Annotated in this window: 16 protein-coding genes; 11 read left to right on the forward strand and 5 right to left on the reverse strand. The window is 68.2% G+C overall.

All coding sequences use genetic code 11. The annotated features are described in order from the left end of the window. Positions 1-40 precede the first annotated feature (40 nt). Together OG226_RS50665 and OG226_RS50670 are read left to right on the forward strand one after the other, a co-directional pair. Positions 41-859: a PAS domain-containing protein gene (locus OG226_RS50665; RefSeq protein ID WP_329353159.1), complete on the forward strand. Its 819-nt coding sequence runs from the start codon at positions 41-43 to the stop codon at positions 857-859. Further along, positions 859-2,493: an ATP-binding SpoIIE family protein phosphatase gene (locus OG226_RS50670; RefSeq protein WP_329353161.1), complete on the forward strand. Its 1,635-nt coding sequence runs from the start codon at positions 859-861 to the stop codon at positions 2,491-2,493. The genes OG226_RS50665 and OG226_RS50670 overlap by 1 nt, the downstream gene beginning before the upstream one ends. A 27-nt stretch (positions 2,494-2,520) precedes the next feature. Here the strand turns inward: OG226_RS50670 and OG226_RS50675 are convergent, their stop codons facing one another. The 5 genes from OG226_RS50675 to OG226_RS50695 form a co-directional block, all read right to left on the reverse strand. Further along, the gene (locus OG226_RS50675) at positions 2,521-3,297 is read right to left on the reverse strand and encodes an IclR family transcriptional regulator (protein ID WP_329353163.1); all 777 of its coding nucleotides are present in this window, start codon (positions 3,295-3,297) and stop codon (positions 2,521-2,523) included. A gap of 115 nt (positions 3,298-3,412) precedes the next feature. After that, positions 3,413-4,096 (reverse strand): aspartate/glutamate racemase family protein, encoded by a 684-nt coding sequence (locus OG226_RS50680; RefSeq protein ID WP_329353164.1) that lies wholly within the window; start codon positions 4,094-4,096, stop codon positions 3,413-3,415. Between the two features lie 70 nt (positions 4,097-4,166). Continuing rightward, on the reverse strand, positions 4,167-5,048 hold the full coding sequence (locus OG226_RS50685) for a class II fructose-bisphosphate aldolase (protein ID WP_329353166.1): 882 nt from the start codon (positions 5,046-5,048) through the stop codon (positions 4,167-4,169). Further along, entirely contained in the window at positions 5,048-6,481 is a 1,434-nt protein-coding gene (locus OG226_RS50690) for a four-carbon acid sugar kinase family protein (protein WP_329353168.1), read from the reverse strand. The genes OG226_RS50685 and OG226_RS50690 overlap by 1 nt, the downstream gene beginning before the upstream one ends. A gap of 84 nt (positions 6,482-6,565) precedes the next feature. After that, positions 6,566-7,402: a hypothetical protein gene (locus tag OG226_RS50695; RefSeq protein ID WP_329353170.1), complete on the reverse strand. Its 837-nt coding sequence runs from the start codon at positions 7,400-7,402 to the stop codon at positions 6,566-6,568. Between the two features lie 225 nt (positions 7,403-7,627). On the opposite strand from OG226_RS50695, the gene OG226_RS50700 reads away from it, so the two are divergent. From OG226_RS50700 to OG226_RS50740, 9 genes are all read left to right on the forward strand, one after another. After that, positions 7,628-8,452, forward strand: coding sequence for an SDR family NAD(P)-dependent oxidoreductase (locus OG226_RS50700; protein WP_329353172.1), 825 nt, complete (start codon positions 7,628-7,630; stop codon positions 8,450-8,452). A 40-nt stretch (positions 8,453-8,492) separates the two neighbouring features. After that, a complete protein-coding gene (locus OG226_RS50705) occupies positions 8,493-9,944 on the forward strand; it encodes an aldehyde dehydrogenase family protein (RefSeq protein WP_329353174.1) in 1,452 nt (483 codons plus the stop codon). A gap of 32 nt (positions 9,945-9,976) precedes the next feature. Next, on the forward strand, positions 9,977-10,768 hold the full coding sequence (locus OG226_RS50710; RefSeq protein ID WP_329353176.1) for an HpcH/HpaI aldolase family protein: 792 nt from the start codon (positions 9,977-9,979) through the stop codon (positions 10,766-10,768). Positions 10,769-10,796: 28 nt separating this feature from the next. Then, complete coding sequence (locus OG226_RS50715) at positions 10,797-11,783, forward strand: ketopantoate reductase family protein (RefSeq protein WP_329353178.1); 987 nt, start codon at positions 10,797-10,799, stop codon at positions 11,781-11,783. A 551-nt stretch (positions 11,784-12,334) separates the two neighbouring features. Continuing rightward, complete coding sequence (locus tag OG226_RS50720) at positions 12,335-12,859, forward strand: MFS transporter (RefSeq protein ID WP_329353179.1); 525 nt, start codon at positions 12,335-12,337, stop codon at positions 12,857-12,859. A gap of 319 nt (positions 12,860-13,178) precedes the next feature. Then, the gene (locus OG226_RS50725) at positions 13,179-14,621 is read left to right on the forward strand and encodes an MFS transporter (protein ID WP_329353180.1); all 1,443 of its coding nucleotides are present in this window, start codon (positions 13,179-13,181) and stop codon (positions 14,619-14,621) included. Between the two features lie 95 nt (positions 14,622-14,716). Beyond that, positions 14,717-15,745, forward strand: coding sequence for a zinc-dependent alcohol dehydrogenase family protein (locus tag OG226_RS50730; RefSeq protein ID WP_329353182.1), 1,029 nt, complete (start codon positions 14,717-14,719; stop codon positions 15,743-15,745). Positions 15,746-15,779: 34 nt separating this feature from the next. Beyond that, complete coding sequence (locus OG226_RS50735; protein WP_329353184.1) at positions 15,780-17,279, forward strand: aldehyde dehydrogenase family protein; 1,500 nt, start codon at positions 15,780-15,782, stop codon at positions 17,277-17,279. A 497-nt stretch (positions 17,280-17,776) separates the two neighbouring features. Further along, positions 17,777-19,162: an MmgE/PrpD family protein gene (locus OG226_RS50740; RefSeq protein WP_329353186.1), complete on the forward strand. Its 1,386-nt coding sequence runs from the start codon at positions 17,777-17,779 to the stop codon at positions 19,160-19,162. Positions 19,163-19,407: the final 245 nt, after the last annotated feature.

Genomic DNA, 19,407 nt, shown 5'->3' on the forward strand with positions numbered 1-19,407 from the left:
CTATCGTGGTCAGCACGGAACCTGGGTTGGACTGGTGTCGATGAGCGCATCCAACGCTTCCCGGGGCCTCGGCCCAGGAGCACGAGATCTGCTACGAGGGCCGAGCACCGCCGTGGTGTGCGTGGATGCCGACGGCATGATCTTCCTGTGGGGCCCGGAGGCGCAGTCGCTGCTGGGATACCGGGCCGACGAGATTTGCGGAACACAAGCCGTCGAACTGCTGACGGTCCAGGAGGATCGGGACGCGGCACGTGCTGCCCACGAGCGGGGACTGACAGGTCGGATCTGGGACGGCGTCATAGGCCTCAGGCATCGCGATGGGCATTCCGTGGAGGCGGCGCTGAGGGTACGTCCCGTGGAGCGCGCCGAAGGCCGGGCCGGATGGTCGGTCAGCGCCGCCGATGCCCGGGAGGCGGAGCGGGACTGCGTGGACCGGGCGATCCTGGAGGCCCTGTTCAGCCAGTCCCCGATCTCCGTCACGGTGATGGACGCCGGGCTGCGGCACCTGAGGGTGAACGCGGCGGCCGAGAGCATCACCAGCTTCCCCGCGGAGCTGCTCATCGGCCGGCGCATCGGTGAACTCACGCCCAGGGGTGGTGTCGAGGAGATCGAGGGGGTGCTCCGGCGAGTGCGGGACACCGGCGAACCGGTGCTCGACTTCAAGTTCGCCGGCTACGTTCCCTCCGACCCGGACCGGGAGCACGTGTGGTCCCTGTCGTCCTTCAGGCTGACCGACCCGGCGGGCGGGCTCCTGGGTATGTGCCAGACCTTCGTCGACGTCACTGAGGGGCACCGCGCCCAGCAGCGGCTGGCCCTGCTGGCGAGGCGAGCGAGCGCGTCGACAGCACCCTCGACGTGATGCGCACCGCCCAGGAACTGGCCGATACTTCTGTGCCCGGACTCGCGGACTTCGTCTCCGTCGACCTGTTGGAGGCGGCGGTGCGGGGCGAGGAGCTGAACGCCGACGCCGTGAAGGGGCGGGTGCAACTCCGTCGAGCCGGATTCCGTTCGGTCGAGCAGGGCTCTGCGGACGCCCCGTACCCCGTGGGCGACACCACGGTCCTCCACCCGGACATGGTTCAGGCCCGGTGCCTGGTGGAGGGGCTTTCCGTCCTGGTGCGTGGGGCGGATACCGACGGCCGGCCGGACATGGACGCACGCGTCAAGTTGAAGATGCGCGAGCTCGGTGTCCACTCGCTGATGGTGGTGCCGCTCCAGGCTCGCGGCATCACGCTGGGGGTGGCCTCGTTCGGGCGTGCACCGACGTCTCAGCGGTATGACGAGGGGGATCTGGCGCTGGCCGAGGAGGTCTGTTCACGCGCAGCCCTGTGCGTCGACAATGCCCGGCGCTACACCCGCGAGCACACCACCGCCCTCGCCCTGCAGCGCAGTCTGCTGCCGCATGATCTGCCCGGTTACCTCGCGGTCGAGACGGCTCACCGCTACGTGCCGGCCGCCGCCCACGCAGGCGCGGGCGGGGACTGGTATGACGTCCTGCCGCTGTCGGGAGCGCGTGTCGGTCTGGTCGTGGGCGACGTCATGGGCCACGACCTGCACGCGGCGGCCATCATGGGACGGCTCCGGACGGCTGTGCACACCCTGGCAGCGCTCGACCTGGACCCGGACGAAGTGCTGACCCAACTCGACGACCTCGTCCTGCGCCTCATCCAGGAGGACCCCGACTGCCTGGGCGCCACGTGTCTGTACGCCGTCTACGACCCCGTCTCCCGCGTCTGCGTCTTCGCCCGTGCCGGCCACCCGCCACCGGCGCTGGTTCAGCCCGACGGTGCGGTGGAGTTCCTGCACGACATCCCGTCCAACCTTCCACTGGGTGTGGGGGGCCTCCCCTTCGAGACGATCGAGCGTCAGCTACCTGAAGGCGCGGTTCTCGCGCTCTACACGGACGGCCTCGTGGAGGATCTGGGACGGGACATCGACAAGGGACTGGACCGGCTGGCCCATGTCCTGGCCGGCTCCGACGGATCGCTGGAGCAGCTGTGCCAGGCCATGGTGGCCGTGACGGCGGAGCCTCGCGTGGACGACGTCGCCCTGCTCCTGGCCCGGACCCGGGCGTTGGAAGCCGATCGGGTCGTCTCCTGGGAGCTGCCCGCCGATCCGGCACTCGTCGCCGAGGCTCGCGCCCTCGTCGATCGCCGGCTCCTCGCATGGGACCTGGAGCCGCTCTCCTTCACCACTGAACTCATCGTCAGCGAACTGGTCACCAACGCCATCCGCCACGCATGCGGGCCCATCGCCCTGCGTCTCGTCTACGCGGAAACCCTCGTGTGCGAAGTGTCCGACGGCAGCCTGAGCGCGCCCCATCTGCGCCGTGCGCGCACCAATGAGGAGGGTGGTCGAGGCCTGTTCCTGGTGGCCCAAGTCGGTTCCCGCTGGGGCACCCGCTACGGCCGAGCGGGCAAGACCGTCTGGGTGGAGCAGGCACTGCCCGGCCCGGACGCCGCAGGTGATCATGCACGGCACCGACCCGATTGACACAGCCGGGGTCCGTGCCGTCGGGCATCAGGATCGCTGCTTCTCCAGCAGGCGTTCCGAGATGGTCGTCGCTGCTTGCTTGATGGCCAGGACGGCGTGCTCAACATCGACGTCGCGCCGCTGCTTCTCGTCCCAGGCGACGCCCACGCTGCCCAGCGCTGTCTTCTGGTCGGTGAGAATGGGCGCCGCGACGCCGATGACGCCGGGGTTGAATTCCCCCACGGTCAAGGCGTAGCCGTCCTTCTTGATCTTTCCCAGGTTGGCGCGGAAGCTGCTCCAGCTGTCGCCGAGCCCGGCGTTCTCGATCTCCGTGCGCTGACGAGGGTAGATGGCCTTGAGGCGGTGATGGGGGAGATGGGCCAGGATGACCTTCGAGATCGCGCCCTGGAACAACGGGCGCCGCTGCCCGCGGCTGAACCGGTTGGCGGGGCCCTGAGGGGCGCGGCATTCGCCGACACACAGGACCGAATCGCGGAACGCGGTGCACAGAAGAGCCGAGTGGCCGATCTTGTCCACCAGATCCTCGAGTACGCCATGGCTTGCCAGGAGCAGCGGGTCCGTCAGACGCATCTGGAGATCCATCTCGATGATCCGCGGACCGAGGGTGTACTGGCCGCTGTACACGGCGTCGAGCAGTCCCGCCTCATGCAGGGTCTTGATGTAGCGGTATCCCGTGGACCTGGAGGTTTCCAGAGCCTCAAGGATGTCGGCCGTCGACCACACGGGTTCTGCTTCGGTGAACAGCTCCAGGATGGAGAGCATCTTGGCCAGGCTCGCGCTGCCTTGAGTCGCTGTCACAGTCATCTTTTAACGGTATCCCACTATGTGGGATACCGTCAACGAGGTGATCGATCCTGCACCGTTCAAAAAGGCGGTTCGGCGACGGCGCTGATGGTGGACATCATAGTGCGCCCGGGGTTCAGGCCGTCCGCTCGTGCAGCACCCGCACCGCGTCCTCCGCTCCGCTGCGCGGGCTGGAGAGTACGGGCTTGCCGACGGCTTCCGCGATCGCGGGCGCCAGCCTGGCCATGGACGCCTGAGCCAGGACGATGGCGTCGACCTGCGAGGCCAGCGCCTTCGCCCCGTCCAGCACCATGGCGTCGTGGCGGTCGCGGTCACCGGACATGAGCACCGAGAAGGCGCCCTCGCAGAGCCGCTGCTGGACGGTGATGTCGCGGCCGGCCGCCCGTGCCTTCTCCTCGACGAGGGCACAGGTCGGCGGCAGGGTCGTGGGAACCGTCGCCAGGACACCGATGGTTTCGGCGGTCTCGACCGCTGCAGCGGTCATCGCGTCGTCGATCTTGACGATTGGGACGGAGACCAGGCGTCGGGCCACGTCGATGGCGGGTCCGAGCGAGGAGCAGGCGGAGAAGATGACGTCGGCCCCCGCGGACTCCGCGGCCTGGGCCAGGTGCACCATGCGCTGTGTGCTGGCAGGGGAGATCTCACCCTCGCGCATCACGGTTGCGAGGACGTCGCTGTCGACGAAGTGCAGGACCTTGGCGTCCGGCGCGAACTCCGCGAGGTAGTCGTTAATGGCCGGCTCGACGGTTACGAACACAAGGCTGGTGTGCAGCACGGCGATCTTGGGCGGGGTGGACATGGTGGCTCCTAAACGGCTCGGGGGCGTACGACGGTCTTGTGCAGTCGGTGACCCGCGGTGCGGCTCATGGTCAGCGGGCTGAGTCGAGGTCGCGTGTTGCTCCCTCGGTGTGAGGGCTCAGACGGCCGATGACCTCCAGGGCGGCTTCCCGGACCGCGTCGCGGCCCGCTGCCCACAGGGAGACGACGTCGGAGCCGGGCAGCGTGGACGGGAGCGTCCCGCGGACGGCTTCGAGGTAGGCGCGACGCAGTTCGGCGTTGACGTTGACCTTGGCGACGCCCCGGGCGAGGACGCCGTGCAGTTCCTCGACGGGCAGGCCGCTGGCGCCGTGCAGCACGAGCGGGACCGGCACGAGCTCGTGGATCGCGGCCAGCCGTCGCAGGTCCAGGTGGACGGGGTTCTTGGTGAAGCCGTGGACATTGCCGACGGCGACGGCGAGCGCGTCCACGCCCGTCGCGGTCACGAACTCGGCCGCCTGCCGCGGGTCGGTCATCGCCGCGGTCTGTGCGACGGCATCGGTGGAGACGTCCTCGTCGCCCGCCATTGCACCGAGCTCTGCCTCCACCCAGGCACCGTGGTCACGAGCCCGACGTACCGCCTCCTTCGTCAACGCGATGTTCTCGGCGAACGGCAGATGGGAGCCGTCGACCATGACGGAGGTGTAGCCGGCCTCCAGACAGACGGTGATCTCGTCGAGGTCCCGGCTGTGGTCGAGGTGCACACCGAGGTGGGCGCCGGAGTGCTCGGCCGCGTCCAGCGCCAACCGCATCAGGGCCTCGCGTCCGGCGTGCTTGAAGGGGCTGGAGCCCGCCTGGATCAGGACGGGCCGCCCAGCGGCCTCGGCGGCGGCCGTGATGCCCTGGACGGTCTCCAGGTTGTAGGCGACGAACCCGGGCAGGGCCCGGCCGGTGGCCGCGGCCTCCTTGAGAGCGTCGGTTCCGTGCAGCAGCATCAGGCGCTCCGGAGCAGGTCGAGGGCGTCGGCGAGGGCGTCGTCGCCGCCGACGTTCCCGGCGAAGACGATGTAGGGGATTCCGGCGGCGGGGCCGTCCACTGGCTCCCAGAGCGAGACGATGCCGGGCAGGAGGGTGCCCCGAGCCCAGGCGCGGCGGATCTCCAGGCCGTCGGTGGCGGTGTCGCTGGAGGTGATGCCGCCCTTGGCGACGACGAAGGCGGGCCGCCGGGTGGCGTTGATCTGGCGTACGGCCTGGACGAGCGCGGCGGAGACCCGGCGGGAGATCGCGAGACTGTCGTCCGCGTCGGCCCCCGTCACCAGCACGCGAGAGGTGCGGATGACAGCGTCGGCCGAGTCCAGTGCGCCGGCCGCCGCTGTCGCGACCTCGGCGATGTGGGCGTCACGCCGCTCCTCGTCGAGCAGGAGGGCCACGTCGAGCTCGTACTCGGCGATCCCACCCCGCTCCCGCAACCGGTCCAACTGCCGTGTCGTCAGCGCGACATGAGACCCGACGACGATGAGACCGTGCGGCGCGTCCCCGCGCAGCGGGCGCACTTCGGCGGGGGCGAGCGGTGCCCGTGCCGCCTGCCCGGCGCGGGCCCTGACGAAGGACGGTCCGACCCGGTACAACAGCCGTGCGCCGTTCTCCTCGGCCTCGGCGAGGGCCAGGGCGAGCACCCGCAGATCGTCGTCGCACACCGCGTCCACCACCGCCGCACGCCCACCGCTCAGCGAGGACAGCAGCCGCGCAGTGTGCTCCGGGCCGCCGCCGCGCAGGTCGTCGAGGGTGATACGCAAGACCGCTTCCGCCCGCACGCGGCCGCCTGTCTTCTCCTCGACCCATTCGGGCAGCGACGAACTGCGGTAGCCGAAGGTGGCGTCGCGGGCGAACTCGCTCTCGCCGACCGGCAGCAGACCTTCTGCGGTCCGCATCCAGTGGCGGGAGTGCACGGTCAGGCGGCCCGCCTCGATGTAGGCGGGAACCAGCACGACCCCGTCCACCGCGCCGAGTTCCTCCGCCAGGACGTCGGTCTCCAACGGGAAGTGGCCGCGCAGGGTGGAGTCGCCACGGCTGGCCAGGACGTAACCGGTGCCCTCGGCCTGCGACGCCGCACGCAGGGCGCCCACCACCTCGCGGTTGCGGGCGGCGGCGTCCTCGGGGGAGAGGCTGCGGGTGTTGGTGAGGACGAAGAAGGCGGAACTGTCCTGGCGCAGTGCCCAGCGCAGGTCGGCCACCGACCAGGAGGTCAGGACCGGGACGTCGGCGACCGTCTGGGTGCCGGTCGGATCGTCGTCGAGGACGACGAGTCGGGGGCCGCCGGATATACGGGCGGCCACCTCTGCGGCGCTCACCGCGCGGACCAGGGGCAACCCTTCCAGCACCGCGGCCTCGGGGACGGCCCGCGTCTGGGCATGCAGGGGGAGAGACATGGCGAATTCCTGGCCTGTTCCGGGTAGTTGAGTGACGGCCACAGGGCAACGCGGAGCCGTGGCTGCGTGTTGCCCCGTGATGAGTCAGAAGGTGTGCAGGACCATGCGCAGGAACTCGGTCGGCTCGACGGCCTCGACAGGAACCGGACCTTCATCGGCGAGGAATTCGTATCCGGTCTCAGGTCCGTACTCAGCGCCGCCCGCCGACACCTTGCCACTGATCTGGAACAGGATCTCGATGGAGGGGAACTGTCCCGCCTGGTACACGGCGCCGGGCTCCAGGCGCAGGAACCCGATGCGCAGGTCGCGTTCGGTGAAGCGGCCCAGCCACTTCTCCAAGACGCCCGCGTCACCCTTCTGCCAGTCATAGGCCTCCGGGTCCATCGCGATGACATCGGTGTACCGCGGGGGCGCGAACTCGAGCTTGCCTCCCATGGCCTGTTCGAAGATCGCAAGCGAGCCGTCCACGGCCTGGGGCGCGCCGTCGGCGTCCGTGTAGTGGTACATGCCCTTCTTGAACTCGCCGGTCTTGGCCAGTTCGGCGTTGGTCGCCTCACGCTGGGCGACGCTCAGGTAGCCCTGACCGCTCGCGCCGCCGCACTGGAGGACCATGGTCCGCAGGCCCTCGGCCCGCTCCTGAGGGCCGTAGTGGACGCTCTCGGGGAAGTACCCCACCCATCCCTGCTTGAGCACGTCGGTCTCGGTGTAGGGCAGCTCGCCCTGTATGACGTAGCGGATCTGGTCGAAGTTGTGCCGGTGGCGAGGGGTCCGCCAGCCACCACCGCCCGTGAGGCCCATGTTGAGGTCGTAGTTGTTGGGCGTGCCGTCCTCACCGAACAGCAGGTGCTTCTGGTCCAGCTTCCCCTCACGCATGCTTCCGACCTGCTCGACGTCGGTGTCGGATGCCCTGCCTACACGCATCGCTGCTCCTTCACGGAATCGCTGTCACCCCATGGCACAAACCAATGGGTTCAATTGACGATATCCCACATTGCGGGATACTGTCCAACAGTCAGTAGGGGATGCCCTCTGGTGCCCCGCAGATGACGCTCGTCTGGCGGGGTGACCAGGCGAGGCGCGAGTGCACGCGGCTGAGGCATCACCGCTGCACGCCCACCACGAAACGCGACGCCGGGAGGGCCGACCATGACGACGACACCCTTGACCCACGCCCCAAATGACTCCGGAGTGCCGGCGTCTGCGCGGGACTTCAGCGTCGAGGGCCGGGTGGTCATCGTCACCGGCGCCGCCCAGGGCATCGGCCGCGAACTGGCGCGCCAGTTCGCGGCGGCCGGAGCCCTCGCCGTGGTGGCCGACCTCGACCTCGGCAAGGCGGAGGCCGTCGTCAAGGAGATTCATGACGTCGGCGGCGTCGGGCTGGCCGTCAGAGTGGATGTGGCCGACGAGTCGTCCGTCACGGCGATGGTCGACACCGTCATCGAACGGTGGGGCCGCGTGGACGTGCTGATCAACAACGCGTCGATCTTCGCCACCATCGAGAAGGGGCCGTTCGACGAGATCCCCCTGGAGCAGTGGGAACAGGTACTGAGGGTCAACGTCACCGGGAGCTACCTGTGCGTTCGGGCGGTAGCCGCCCATATGCGCGCGGCGGGCTTCGGCCGCGTCATCAACATCTCTTCCGATGCGGTGACCCGTGGCACCGTCAACTACCTGCACTACGTCACCTCGAAGTCGGCACTGATCGGCATGACCAACTCTCTGGCGCGCGAGCTGGGCGGCTATGGGATCACCGTCAACTGCGTGCGACCGGGCAGCGTCGCCACGGAGGTCGACCGTGCCGTCAATCCCACCGTCGAGGTGCGGGAGCGCGCGGCCTCACTGCAATGCATCCCGCGGGGGATGGTCCCCACCGACCTCGTCGGAATCATGTTCTTCCTGGCCACCCCGGCGTCCGCGTTCGTCACCGGCCAGACGATCGCCTGCGACGGCGGTTACACCCACAGCAGCTGACCCGTCGGACAAACCACGCGGTCCGAGGAGGACTTCACTCATGAGGCAGTACCCGCACCTCTATATCGACGGTCAGTGGACTGAACCGACCGATGCCCGCGAACTGGAACTCATCGATCCCACCCGCGAGGAGGCCTTCGCCCGCGTGGCTCTGGGGAGCGCCGCCGACGCGGACCGCGCGGTCGCCGCGGCCCAGAGGGCGTTCGAAAGCTTCTCCACCACCTCGGTGGACGAGCGGATCGCTTTGATCGACCGCATCATCGACGCCTACGAGTCGCGCATCGACGACTTCTCCGAGTTGATCGCGCGCGAGGTCGGCATTCCCGTCGCCAACCGTGCTCAGGTCACGGGCCCGGCTCAGCACATGAGGGTGGCCCGCGACCTCCTACGCGAGTACCCCTTCGAGTCGCGTGTGGGCGGCGCCATCGTCCGACGCGAGCCGATCGGCGTGTGCGCGCTGGTCTCACCGTGGAACTGGCCGGTCCAGACCGGCGTGATCAAGCTGATCTACGCGCTGGCCGCCGGATGCACGACGGTCGTCAAGCCCAGTGTCAACTCCGCCGCGAGCGGCGTCCTCCTGGCCCAGGTGCTGCACGAGGCCGAGGTGCCGCCTGGCGTGTTCAACCTGGTCAACGGCGCCGGCCGGGACGTGGGCGACAGGCTGTCCCGCCACCCGGGCGTGGACATGATCTCCTTCACCGGATCCACCGGCGCCGGCCGGCAGGTGGGAGCCGCCGCCGCGGAGACCGTGAAGCGGGTCTGCCTCGAACTGGGCGGGAAGTCGGCGAACATCGTGCTGCCCGACGCCGACCTCGAAAAGGCCGCGCGCTGGAACATCCAGCGCTGCTTCTTCAACGCCGGTCAGTCCTGCCACGCCCCCAGCCGCATGCTGGTGCACGAGAGCCAGGTGGAGCAGGTGGTGCCCTTCCTGGTCGACGAGGCACGCCGCTTCCGCCTGGGTGATCCGCTGGAGAGCTCGACGACCATGGGCCCGGTCGTCAGCGCCGCCCAGTTCAAGTCGATCAGGGATCTCATCCAGGGCGCCGTCGATGCGGGCGCCCGTCTCGTCACCGGTGGTGTCGAGCGCCCTGAAGGTCTCGGGCAAGGCTATTTCGTGCAGCCCACGGTGTTCACCGGAGTCACACCCGACATGACGATCGCCCGGGAGGAGGTCTTCGGCCCCGTCCTGACCGTCCTGTCCTACCGGGACGAGGACGAGGCCCTGCGCATCGCCAACGACTCGATCTACGGGCTCGGAGGCTATGTCTTCGGCGGCGACCGGACCAACGCCCGCCGCGTGGTGAACGGCCTGCGGGCCGGCCGTGTCAGCTACAACGGCGCGGCCACGGACTCGTACACGCCCATGGGCGGATACAAGCAGTCCGGCATCGGCCGCTCGATGGGCAGGTTCGGGTTCGAGGAATACCTCGAGGTCAAGTCCGTGTACGGGTTCGAGGACGAGGCGCAGGCACTGCCGCCTCTCTTCGGCTGAGACACCCCGAACCAGGCAGGAGCCTTCCGAACATGACCAGCGAATCCATCCCTCTGCTGCGCAATCCCGCCAAGGAGAAGATGTCCAGAGGCGAGACGGTGTACTCGATGACCGTCCGGCTGGTGCGGACCGTCGACATCGCCGCCATCGCCCACACGGCAGGTTTCGACTCCGTCTACATCGACATGGAGCACAGCCCGTTTCCCCTGGACGCCGCGGCTCAGATCTGCATGGCCTGCAATCACCTGGGCGTCACCCCCCTCGTCCGGGTCCCCGGTCTGGACCCGCACTACATCGCCAGGGTCATGGACTCCGGCGCCATGGGGATCATCGTGCCCGGCGTGCAGTCCGCCGACGAGGCGCGCACCGCCGTCCGTGCCGTCAAGCACGCCCCCGTGGGCGAGCGTTCCCTGGCGGGTTCACCGCCCCAGCTGCACTTCCGGTCCTTCCCCGCCGACCAGACCATTCGAGCACTCGATGAGGCCTCCATGGTGGTGGCACAGATCGAGACCCGGTCCGGTCTGGACGCGGTGGAGGAGATCGCCGCGGTGGATGGCGTCGACGTGCTCCTCGTGGGCGCGAACGACCTCACCCTCGAGCTGGGCATCGCGGGGCAGATGGACCACCCCGAGCTGCACAAGGCATACCTGCGCGTCATCGAAGCCTGCCGCGTGAACGGAAAGACCGCGGGCGTCGGCGGACTGGGAGGGCGCCCGGACCTGATCCGTCAGTACTTGGCCCTCGGCGCCGGCTACGTCTCCACCGGCAACGACATCTCCTTCCTCAGCGCCGCCGCAGCCCAGAAGCGTCAGCAGTTCGACTGATCGACAGATCGCGGAACAGGAAGCACACATGAAAATCTGCGTATACGGCGCAGGGGCCGTCGGCGGCCACATCGCCGGACGCCTTGCCGCGGGCCGGACCCAGGTCTCACTGATCGCTCGCGGTGAGCAGCTGGCCGCGATCCAGCAGCACGGGCTGCGCGTGGAAACCCGTGACGGCGAGCTGATCTCCCGCCCGGTGGCCACCGACCGGCCCGGCGATCTGGAGCCGCAGGACATCGTCATCGTCGCGGTCAAGGCCCCGGCCCTGCCGGCCATCGCCGAGCACATAGGGTCTCTGCTCCATCCGGACAGCTTGGTGCTCTTCGTCAACAACGGCATTCCCTGGTGGTACTTCCACTCGCATGGTGGTCCCTTGGACGGAACGCACCTTCGACGGCTCGATCCCGAGCGGGCGCTGTGGGACGGCATCGGGCCCGGCCGCGCCGTGGGCGCAGTGGCCTACACCGCCTGCACCGTGGTCGAGCCCGGGGTCATCCGCGCGGCGAACCCGCGCAACCGCCTCATCGTCGGACGCCCCGACGGCCGGTCCGACAAGAGGCTCGACGCGCTGGCGTCCCTCCTGAACCCCACCGGTCTGGAAGCCACCGTCACACCGAGGATCCGCGACGCTGTCTGGGCGAAACTGCTGATGAACCTCATCGGAGGCTCGCTGGCCGTGCTCACCGCATCGGCCATGAAGGACGTCCTCGACAAGCCCGCCGTCGCCGGTGTCGCCAAGGCGATGGCGGCCGAAGGCATAGCCATCGCCCGTGCCCTGGGCTGCGATCCGGGCGACCCCGAGGAGGGCCTGAGCAAGCTGGGGACCTCCGGTCATCTCCAGAGCATCGCGCAGGACCTGCGGGCCGGCCGGCCCATGGAGATCGACGCCATGTTCCGTGTTCCCCTCGACCTGGCCGACATGGTGCAGATCCCGACCCCCAACCTTGAGCTGGTGATCGAACTGGCCATCCAGCGAGCCCGTGCGGCGGGGCAGTACCACGACACCAGTCGATGACATCGCTTCCCACCCGAAAGGAGCACGTCGCGTGCTGCGACCGTTTCCGCGACTGGTGATCGTCACCATCGTGGCGCAGACGGTTGTCTCCGGGTCACGTCCGCTGTTGTCCTGCAAGGCACTGGCGTTCGATGCGTCATGGCTGGTGGTATGTCTGAGCCTGCTCGCACCCCAGTGCCTCACGAGCCTGGTGGCGGGCAGTGCCCTGCTCGGTCTGGGCCACTTGTGCTCGATGCTCGGCATCCAGACGCTCATCGCGCGGACCGAGGACGGCGCACAACGCGATCGCCGGTTTTCGGTCTTCACGATCGTCAACTCGACCGGCCAGATGCTCGCGCCGGCCGCGGTCAGCCTGTCGGCCGGCCAACGTCGGGTCCGCGGACGCCGCCGCGGGCTCGTTCTCCGGGAGCCGGGCGTTCGCCGCGGCCTCCGTTGCCGCCGCCGTGGGCCGGGCGGCCTCTGTCGGCCTCGACCGTTCCCCACGGAGCCGGGGCGGCAGGGCGGGCCAAGCGGTACGACTCCCGCGAGGCGGCTTTCGTACGGAGCTGAAGGTGCGGCGCAGCGCGCGGCTGTCGGTGCGGACCGTAGGCCTGCTCCTGGCCGTGCAGAGAGCCGCATCCCTGATGGCGCGTGTCGGGATGCTCCGGCTGATCCGTCTGCTGACCCGGCGCCGTTTGCTCTTCCTCAGCATGCTGGTCGCCGCGGGCGGCCTCGCCGCGTTGCCGTTGGCCGACCGGCTGCTGGGGCTCTGTCTGCTGATGGTCGTCATCGGCTTCCGTCTTGGCCTCGGCCAGCCGATCACTCTCGGCTGGGTGGCCGAACACGTGCCGGACGGTGATCAGGGCACCGCGATGAGCATGCGGCTGGGCGGCAATCTGCTGGGCCAGACCATCGTGCCGGTGACGGTCGGTGCGGTGCGGGGGCGGCCGGCTCGCGGCGGCCTTCCTCTCGCCCGCTGCGTTCTTGGTGACAGCGGGCTTCGTCGTCTTCCGCTCGCGACTGCGGGAGTGAGGGCAGGCAGGTCCGCACGGCGTTCCGGAGTGATGACAGGGTGGACACCCAAGTCGTTGACTTAATCTCACAATGCAGGATACCTTCAAAATCAGCTGCGAAAGCCGTGCCCCGTCGCTACTGAACCGCCCCGCGCCGCAACAGCGTGTGACGGCGGAGTCGCAGGTTCAGCTTGATCGAGACGGTCTCATTCCCCCGCGAGTAAGAGCGGTTCACCAACACGCCCTCGTGTTCGCGCCGTTGAGCGCCGAGCACCGAGCCAAAGGTTGTAAGACGCATGATCGGACAACGTCGATCGAACCCATGCGGAACTCGTCATCCCGGTCTGGCCCGCGCCAGTTCCTGCCTTGTCCCGGGCTTGGCTCGGCAGGGAGGCGTCGGCCGATGAACACTCACGTCAATGCGGGCCGACGGCTCGACAATCTGTCGGTCGGCAGGTTCCACCGACGCCTGGCGGTGCTCGTCGGCGTCGGCATGTTCTGCGACTCGTTCGACAACACGCTGTCGGCCGGGGTACTGGCGTCGGTCCTGGACACCGGCTTCTCGACGCTGAAGCTGAACTCGCTCTTCCTGTCGGTCACGTTCGCCGGCCTCGCGATCGGAGCGTCCTTCGCGGGCTGGCTCAGCGACCGGTTCGGACGAGCCTTCGCCTTCCAGTTCAGCCTGGCGCTGTTCGGGATCCTCGCTCTGTGCGCGGCGATGGCGCCGTCGATGGAGGTGCTCATCGCCCTGCGAGGCGCGATGAGCATCGGCATGGGCGCCGAGTACGTCATCTGTTACGGCATGATCACCGAGTTCATTCCGCCAGGCCGCCGCGGTCGATACCTGGGTTTGCTCGGGATCTTCGGCGGGATCGGTGTCTCGCTGTCCTCGATCCTCGGCTGGGTCGTCATACCCGTCTGGTCCTGGCGCGGGATGTTCGTCATCGGCGGCGTGGGCGCGCTGATCGCCTGGTGGCTGCGTCGGGGCATGCCGGAGTCGCCGCAGTGGCTGGAGTCGCGCGGCCGGTACGAGGAGGCCGAGGCCGTCATCCGGAGGATCGAGCGGGAGTCCGGTGTCGCGAGCGGGGAGATCAACTCGACGCCGGTCGCGTACGAGAAGGACGAGGAGGCCGAGTGGGTGCCGATCACGGTGCTGTTCTCGCGGCCTGTCATCCGGCGGACGATGATGGCCCTGATCCTGACCGTCACCTGTCTGTTCGGTTCCTACGTCGTCACCGGCTGGATCCCCACGTTCTTCGTGGAGCAGGGGATGACGGTGTCGAAGTCCCTGGGATTCAACGCGGCCATCATGTCCGGCTATGTCGCGGGACCGCTGCTGTGTCTGTTCATCGTCGACCGCCTCGGACGGCGCCGCAGCATCATGATGTTCGGGACCCTCGCCGCGGTCTTCGCCGGCATCTATCCGTTCATGACCGTGTCCGCGCTGGTCATCGCCGTCGGATTCATCCTGGTCGCCACGGTCGCGTCCTTCCTGACTCTGGGCCTGGGCACGACCCCGGAGTTCTTCCCCACGGCCTTCCGCTTCCGCGGGGGCGGTTTCTCCCAGACTGTCGGTCGCGTCGGCCTGATCGCCTCCCCCTTCGTCGTCCTGTGGCTGTTCTCCCGCTTCGGTGTCCTCGGGGTCATCCTGGCCGTCTCGGGCATGTACGTCGTCGTGACCCTGCTCAACGCCGTCGCCGGTGTCGACACCTCCCGCGAGGCCCTGGAGCAGATCGCCCCGGAGAGCCATCTCGACGATGTGCCGGAGGAACCGGGCACTCCGCACGACCCGAAGTCGCTCTCGGAATCATCCGTCGCGGCCCGGTCGCCCAGCTCGAACGGGTGAACCCATCGCCGACAGCGGGCTGCGGCCGGTTGCCGGCCATCACGCGAACGGCGTCATCGACGCAATCCACCTCCTGACCATCGAGGATGGTAGACATGAAGGCTGTTCTCTTCCTGGGCGAAGGAAAGCTCGATCTCCGCGAGATTCCCGTCCCGGCGCCTGGGCCGGACGAAGTCGTCATCCGCATGAAGGCCTCCGGTATGTGTGGGAGCGACCTCCATCACCTCCACGGCCCGATGCGCACCGGATCCGAGCTGGTGATCGAAGGCCATGAGCCGTGCGGAGTGGTCGAGCTCGTGGGCGACGCCGTGCGGCCCAGCGAGGCCAAGGCCGGAGACCGGGTGATGGTCCACCACTATGACGGGTGCCGCACCTGTCGATACTGCCGTTCCGGCTGGACGCAGTACTGCCCGAACGCGCGCACGGTGTACGGCGGGCTGGACGGCGACGGGGGACACGCGGACTTCATGAAGGTTCCCGCGCACACACTCATCGCCCTGCCCGACTCCCTGTCGTTCAAGACCGGCGCGGCCATCTCGTGCGGCACCGGGACGGCCTTCGCGGCGATCAAGAGGGTCGGCCTGTCCGCCGACGAGACCGTCGCGGTCTTCGGCCAGGGGCCCGTGGGACTGAGCTGCACCATGCTGGCCAAGGCCTTCGGGGCGCGGGTCATCGCCGTCGACGTCGAGCCCTCCCGGCTGGCGATGGCCGAACAGTTCGGCGCCGACCACGTCGTCGACGCACGGGAGCAGGACCCTGTGGCCGCTGTCCGGGAACTGACGCGCGACGGCGAAGGCGCGGACAAGTCCCTCGAATGCAGCGCCAACGCCACTGTGCGCCGTCAAGCGGTCCAGGCGCTGCGACGCTGGGGAACCGCCTGCATGGTCGGGGTCTTCGGCACCATCGAGCTGGACAGCGAGGAACTCATCCAGCTGCAGAAGACCGTCGTGGGCTCGCTCACCTTCAGCAAGAACCTCCAGGAGGAGTGCGCCCTGTTCGTCGCCGAGCGCGGTCTGGACGTGGAGTCGCTGTTCACCGACGAGTTCCGGCTGGACGAGGCGGAAAAGGCCTACGAGCTGTTCGACCGACGCCAGATCGGCAAGGGCGTCTTCATCTTCGACTGACGCGGTATCGCGGCTCAGGTGAGAGGTAAGGAAAGTGACCACATCCCAGCAGAACCTCGCTCCGGGTGAGCAGGCCCAGGCCTTCTTGTCCCGCGAGGTGCACCATCACTTCATCGACGGCGAGAGCGTCCCGGCTGCGTCCGAGCAGATCCTGACCACGCTGAATCCGTCGACCGGAGCGGTCCTGGCGCGGATCGCCGCCGGCGACGAGGCCGACATCGATCGCGCGGTCGTCGCCGCGCGCAAGGCGTTCCAAGGCCAGTGGAGCACCTGGACCCCCTATGGGCGCCAAGCGCTGCTGACGCGCGTCGCGCAGGTCCTCGACGAGAGGTTCGAGGAACTGATCCAGATCGAGGCCATGGACATGGGCGCCCCGGTCTCGAGGCTGCGCAACAGCAAGCCCGCCTTGATGAAGATGCTGTCGTTCTTCGCCTCGCAGGCGGCGAACATCTCGGGTGAGACGCTGATGAACGGCATCCCCGGCAAGGTCAGCACGATGACGTTGAAGGCCCCGGTCGGGATCGTCGGCGGAATCATTCCCTGGAACGGTCCGCTCAACGGCCAGTTCTGGATCATCGGCGCGGTTCTGGCCAGCGGGTGCACCGCCGTGCTGAAGCCGTCCGAGGACGCCTCCTTGTCCGTGCTGCGGGTGGCCGAGATCCTCTACGAAGCCGGAGTGCCGGCGGGGGTCGTCAATGTCGTCACAGGCCTGGGCAAGGAAGCCGGTCATGCGCTGGCGGCCCACCCCGACGTCGACCGCATCGCCTTCACCGGATCGACGCAGACCGGACGCAGCATCATCGAGGCGTCCACCGTGAACATCAAGAAGCTGCAGCTGGAACTGGGCGGCAAGTCGGCGGACATCGTGTGCGCGGACGCAGACCTGGACAAGGCGGTGCCGGGTGCCGCGATGGGGGTTTTCGCCAACTCCGGGCAGATCTGTTTCGCCGGCACCCGGGTCCTCGTCCAGCGGGCCGTCGTCGACGAGTTCACTGAGCGGCTGCTGACGTTCATGGACACCCTAAGGGTCGGGCACAGCCTGGATGCCGCAGCCACGTTGGGCCCGGTCATCTCCCAGCCCCAGTTGGACAAGGTGCTGTCCTACATCGACGTCGGACGCGGCGAAGGGGCCGAACTGCTCCGCGGCGGCGGGCGGCTCGGGGGGGAGTTCGAGAACGGGTACTTCATGCAGCCGAGCGTCTTCGCCGGCGTGACCAACGAGATGCGCATCGCCCGCGAGGAGATCTTCGGCCCGGTCCTGTCGATCCTGCCGTTCGACGACGTGGACGAGGCCGTCGCCATCGCCAATGACAGCGAATTCGGCCTCGGGGGAGCGGTCTGGTCCCAGAGCCTGTCCACCGCCCTTCGGGTGGCCCATGGCGTTCATACCGGCACGATGTGGGTGAACTGCTACGGCTACATCGATCCGATGGTCGGGTTCGGCGGAACGAAGATGAGCGGCTACGGCTCCAAGGGAAGCGCCGCTCACATGGACAACTACCTGTACACCAAGAGCGTTTACATCGAGCTCTGAGGGCCGGATGCCCTCCGGGGTCGTGCATCAGCCATGTCCTGCCGGCTCCATCGATCTGCCGGTGTCTGAGATCTCGCGGTAGCCGCGGGTGTGGTCGTGAGTCAACGGCCCAATGGCTCGAAGGAGGGTGATGGCGCAATGGATGCAGGGGTGATCGCCGAAGTCTCCGGGTGCGATCGGGGCAGACCCGCCGCCTCGAGTCCCATCGGCTGACCGACCTGCAATACCGCTTTCCCCGGTCGGCGAGGGCTACGCGCTGACGTGCATCGCCACCGTCTTGTCCTCGCTGGTCAAGTCACCCCGCTCCTCAACGTCCCCTCGGCGACACGGCAGACCCTCCACGGCGCCATCCTGTTGGCCGCCGTGGTCACCTATGCGACCGTCCAGCACGACGCGCTCACACCGCGGACTCGGCTGAAGTCACGAGCCGCTACGACCGGCTCTTCATCAACCGTGATTCCTTCCCTGTCATGATCGTTCCGACATCGAGGCGCCATATGCCCCTTCCCCCCGCCGATCTGGTCCATCACCTCGCCGATGCCATCGTCGGCACGCGGTACGCACAACTCCCGGCCGACGCCGTGGAAGCAGCGAAAAAGAGCATCCTGGACACGCTGGGAGTGATTCTGGCGGCCGGCGGCACAGAGCCCGCCGTGCAAGGCGTCGTCGACCTGGTGCGGGAGAGCGGAGGCCGGCCCGAGGCTTCCGTACTGGCCTTCGGCGGCAAGGCCCCGGCGATCATGGCGGCCTTCGCGAACGGAGCCATGGCGCACTGCCTGGACTACGACGATCAAACGCCCTGGGGACAACACGCGTCCAGTTCCGTCATCCCGGCGGCGTTCGCTGTCGCGGAGCGGAAAGGTGGGGTCTCGGGCAGGGAAATGATCGTGGCGGTCGCCGCGGGACAGGACATCTTCGCTCGCCTGCGGTGCAACGTCGGCTGGCGCAAGGACTGGAACCTGTCGTCCGTGATGGGCGTGTTCGCCGCCACCGCGGCGGCGGGCCGGGTTCTCGGCCTTACGCGCGAACAGATGACCAACGCATTCGGAATTGCCAGTATGCAGTCCTGCGGAGTCATGGAAATGGTGTGCGGGACCGGCAGCGATCTGCGCGGAATGTACGCGGGATTTTCCGCGAAGGGTGCGGTCACGGCGGCTCTGCTGGCCGAAAAGGGAACAACGGGAGTCGAGTCCCTCTTCGAGGGCGAGTATGGATTCTTCGCAACGTATTTCGGCGGCAGGTACGACCGGGACAGGATTCTGGAAGACCTTGGCGTCGACTACCAGGGCGGCGGGACCCTTTACAAGCTGTGGCCGTCGGTCGGTACCGCGCACAGCCACATTCACGCGACCGTCGAACTGATAACGCGTCATGACCTGAGCGTGGACGACATCGACGAGATCAGGGTCTACGTCGGCGATTACCACGACCTGATGTGCAGGCCCCTGGAGGTCCGGCGCGCGCCCACGACACTCGTGGACGCGAGGTTCAGTCTCCCCTTCCTGGTGGCCGTCGCGGCCGTCCGTCGCGGAATGGGCGTCTCGGACTTCACCGCGCAGGCACTGAAGGACCCTCGGGTACTGGCTGCCGCGCGGAAGGTGGTGCCCGTACAAGACCAAGCCCTGGACTGGAAGTTGGAACTCCCGCCGGGACGGGTCGAGATCATCATGCGCGACGGTCGCAGGTTCGACAGGGTAGGCACCAACGTGCCGGGCAGCTCGGAGACACCTATGACATGGGACGACATCGCCCGGAAATTCGGTGACTGTGCGTCCGCCGCCACGATGCCCCCGTCGTTGGACCAAGTCAGAAGGGTGCAGCAGATGACCCGGGACCTCGAGTCGCTGAACGACGCCACCGAACTGCTGCGCGTGCTTGCGTGAGCGATCAGTCCGCACCGGGATCAGGGTCATCTCCTGCTCGCGCGGCCGCCCCCAGATCGACGCTGACGATGCGATCATCCTCCGAACGCGGTTCGGCATGTCCGTCGGTGTTGTTGGTGACGAACCAGAGGTCACCGTCCGGGGCGAGAGCAACGGCGCGGATACGCCCGTACTCACCCTTGCAGTGATCGGTCGAGGCCGAGAGGTCCGAGACCGGTACGGCGCGCAGAACCTGGCCGCGGAGG

The organism is Streptomyces sp. NBC_01261 (assembly GCF_036226385.1).
Taxonomy (GTDB): domain Bacteria; phylum Actinomycetota; class Actinomycetes; order Streptomycetales; family Streptomycetaceae; genus Streptomyces.

Coding starts and splice junctions, on each gene's coding strand:
- OG226_RS50665 (WP_329353159.1), top strand. CDS start 41: ATGAGCGCATCCAACGCTTCCCGGGGCCTCGGCCCAGGAGCACGAGAT.
- OG226_RS50670 (WP_329353161.1), top strand. CDS start 859: ATGCGCACCGCCCAGGAACTGGCCGATACTTCTGTGCCCGGACTCGCG.
- OG226_RS50675 (WP_329353163.1), bottom strand. CDS start 3,297: ATGACTGTGACAGCGACTCAAGGCAGCGCGAGCCTGGCCAAGATGCTC.
- OG226_RS50680 (WP_329353164.1), bottom strand. CDS start 4,096: ATGTCCACCCCGCCCAAGATCGCCGTGCTGCACACCAGCCTTGTGTTC.
- OG226_RS50685 (WP_329353166.1), bottom strand. CDS start 5,048: ATGCTGCTGCACGGAACCGACGCTCTCAAGGAGGCCGCGGCCACCGGC.
- OG226_RS50690 (WP_329353168.1), bottom strand. CDS start 6,481: ATGTCTCTCCCCCTGCATGCCCAGACGCGGGCCGTCCCCGAGGCCGCG.
- OG226_RS50695 (WP_329353170.1), bottom strand. CDS start 7,402: ATGCGTGTAGGCAGGGCATCCGACACCGACGTCGAGCAGGTCGGAAGC.
- OG226_RS50700 (WP_329353172.1), top strand. CDS start 7,628: ATGACGACGACACCCTTGACCCACGCCCCAAATGACTCCGGAGTGCCG.
- OG226_RS50705 (WP_329353174.1), top strand. CDS start 8,493: ATGAGGCAGTACCCGCACCTCTATATCGACGGTCAGTGGACTGAACCG.
- OG226_RS50710 (WP_329353176.1), top strand. CDS start 9,977: ATGACCAGCGAATCCATCCCTCTGCTGCGCAATCCCGCCAAGGAGAAG.
- OG226_RS50715 (WP_329353178.1), top strand. CDS start 10,797: ATGAAAATCTGCGTATACGGCGCAGGGGCCGTCGGCGGCCACATCGCC.
- OG226_RS50725 (WP_329353180.1), top strand. CDS start 13,179: ATGAACACTCACGTCAATGCGGGCCGACGGCTCGACAATCTGTCGGTC.
- OG226_RS50730 (WP_329353182.1), top strand. CDS start 14,717: ATGAAGGCTGTTCTCTTCCTGGGCGAAGGAAAGCTCGATCTCCGCGAG.
- OG226_RS50740 (WP_329353186.1), top strand. CDS start 17,777: ATGCCCCTTCCCCCCGCCGATCTGGTCCATCACCTCGCCGATGCCATC.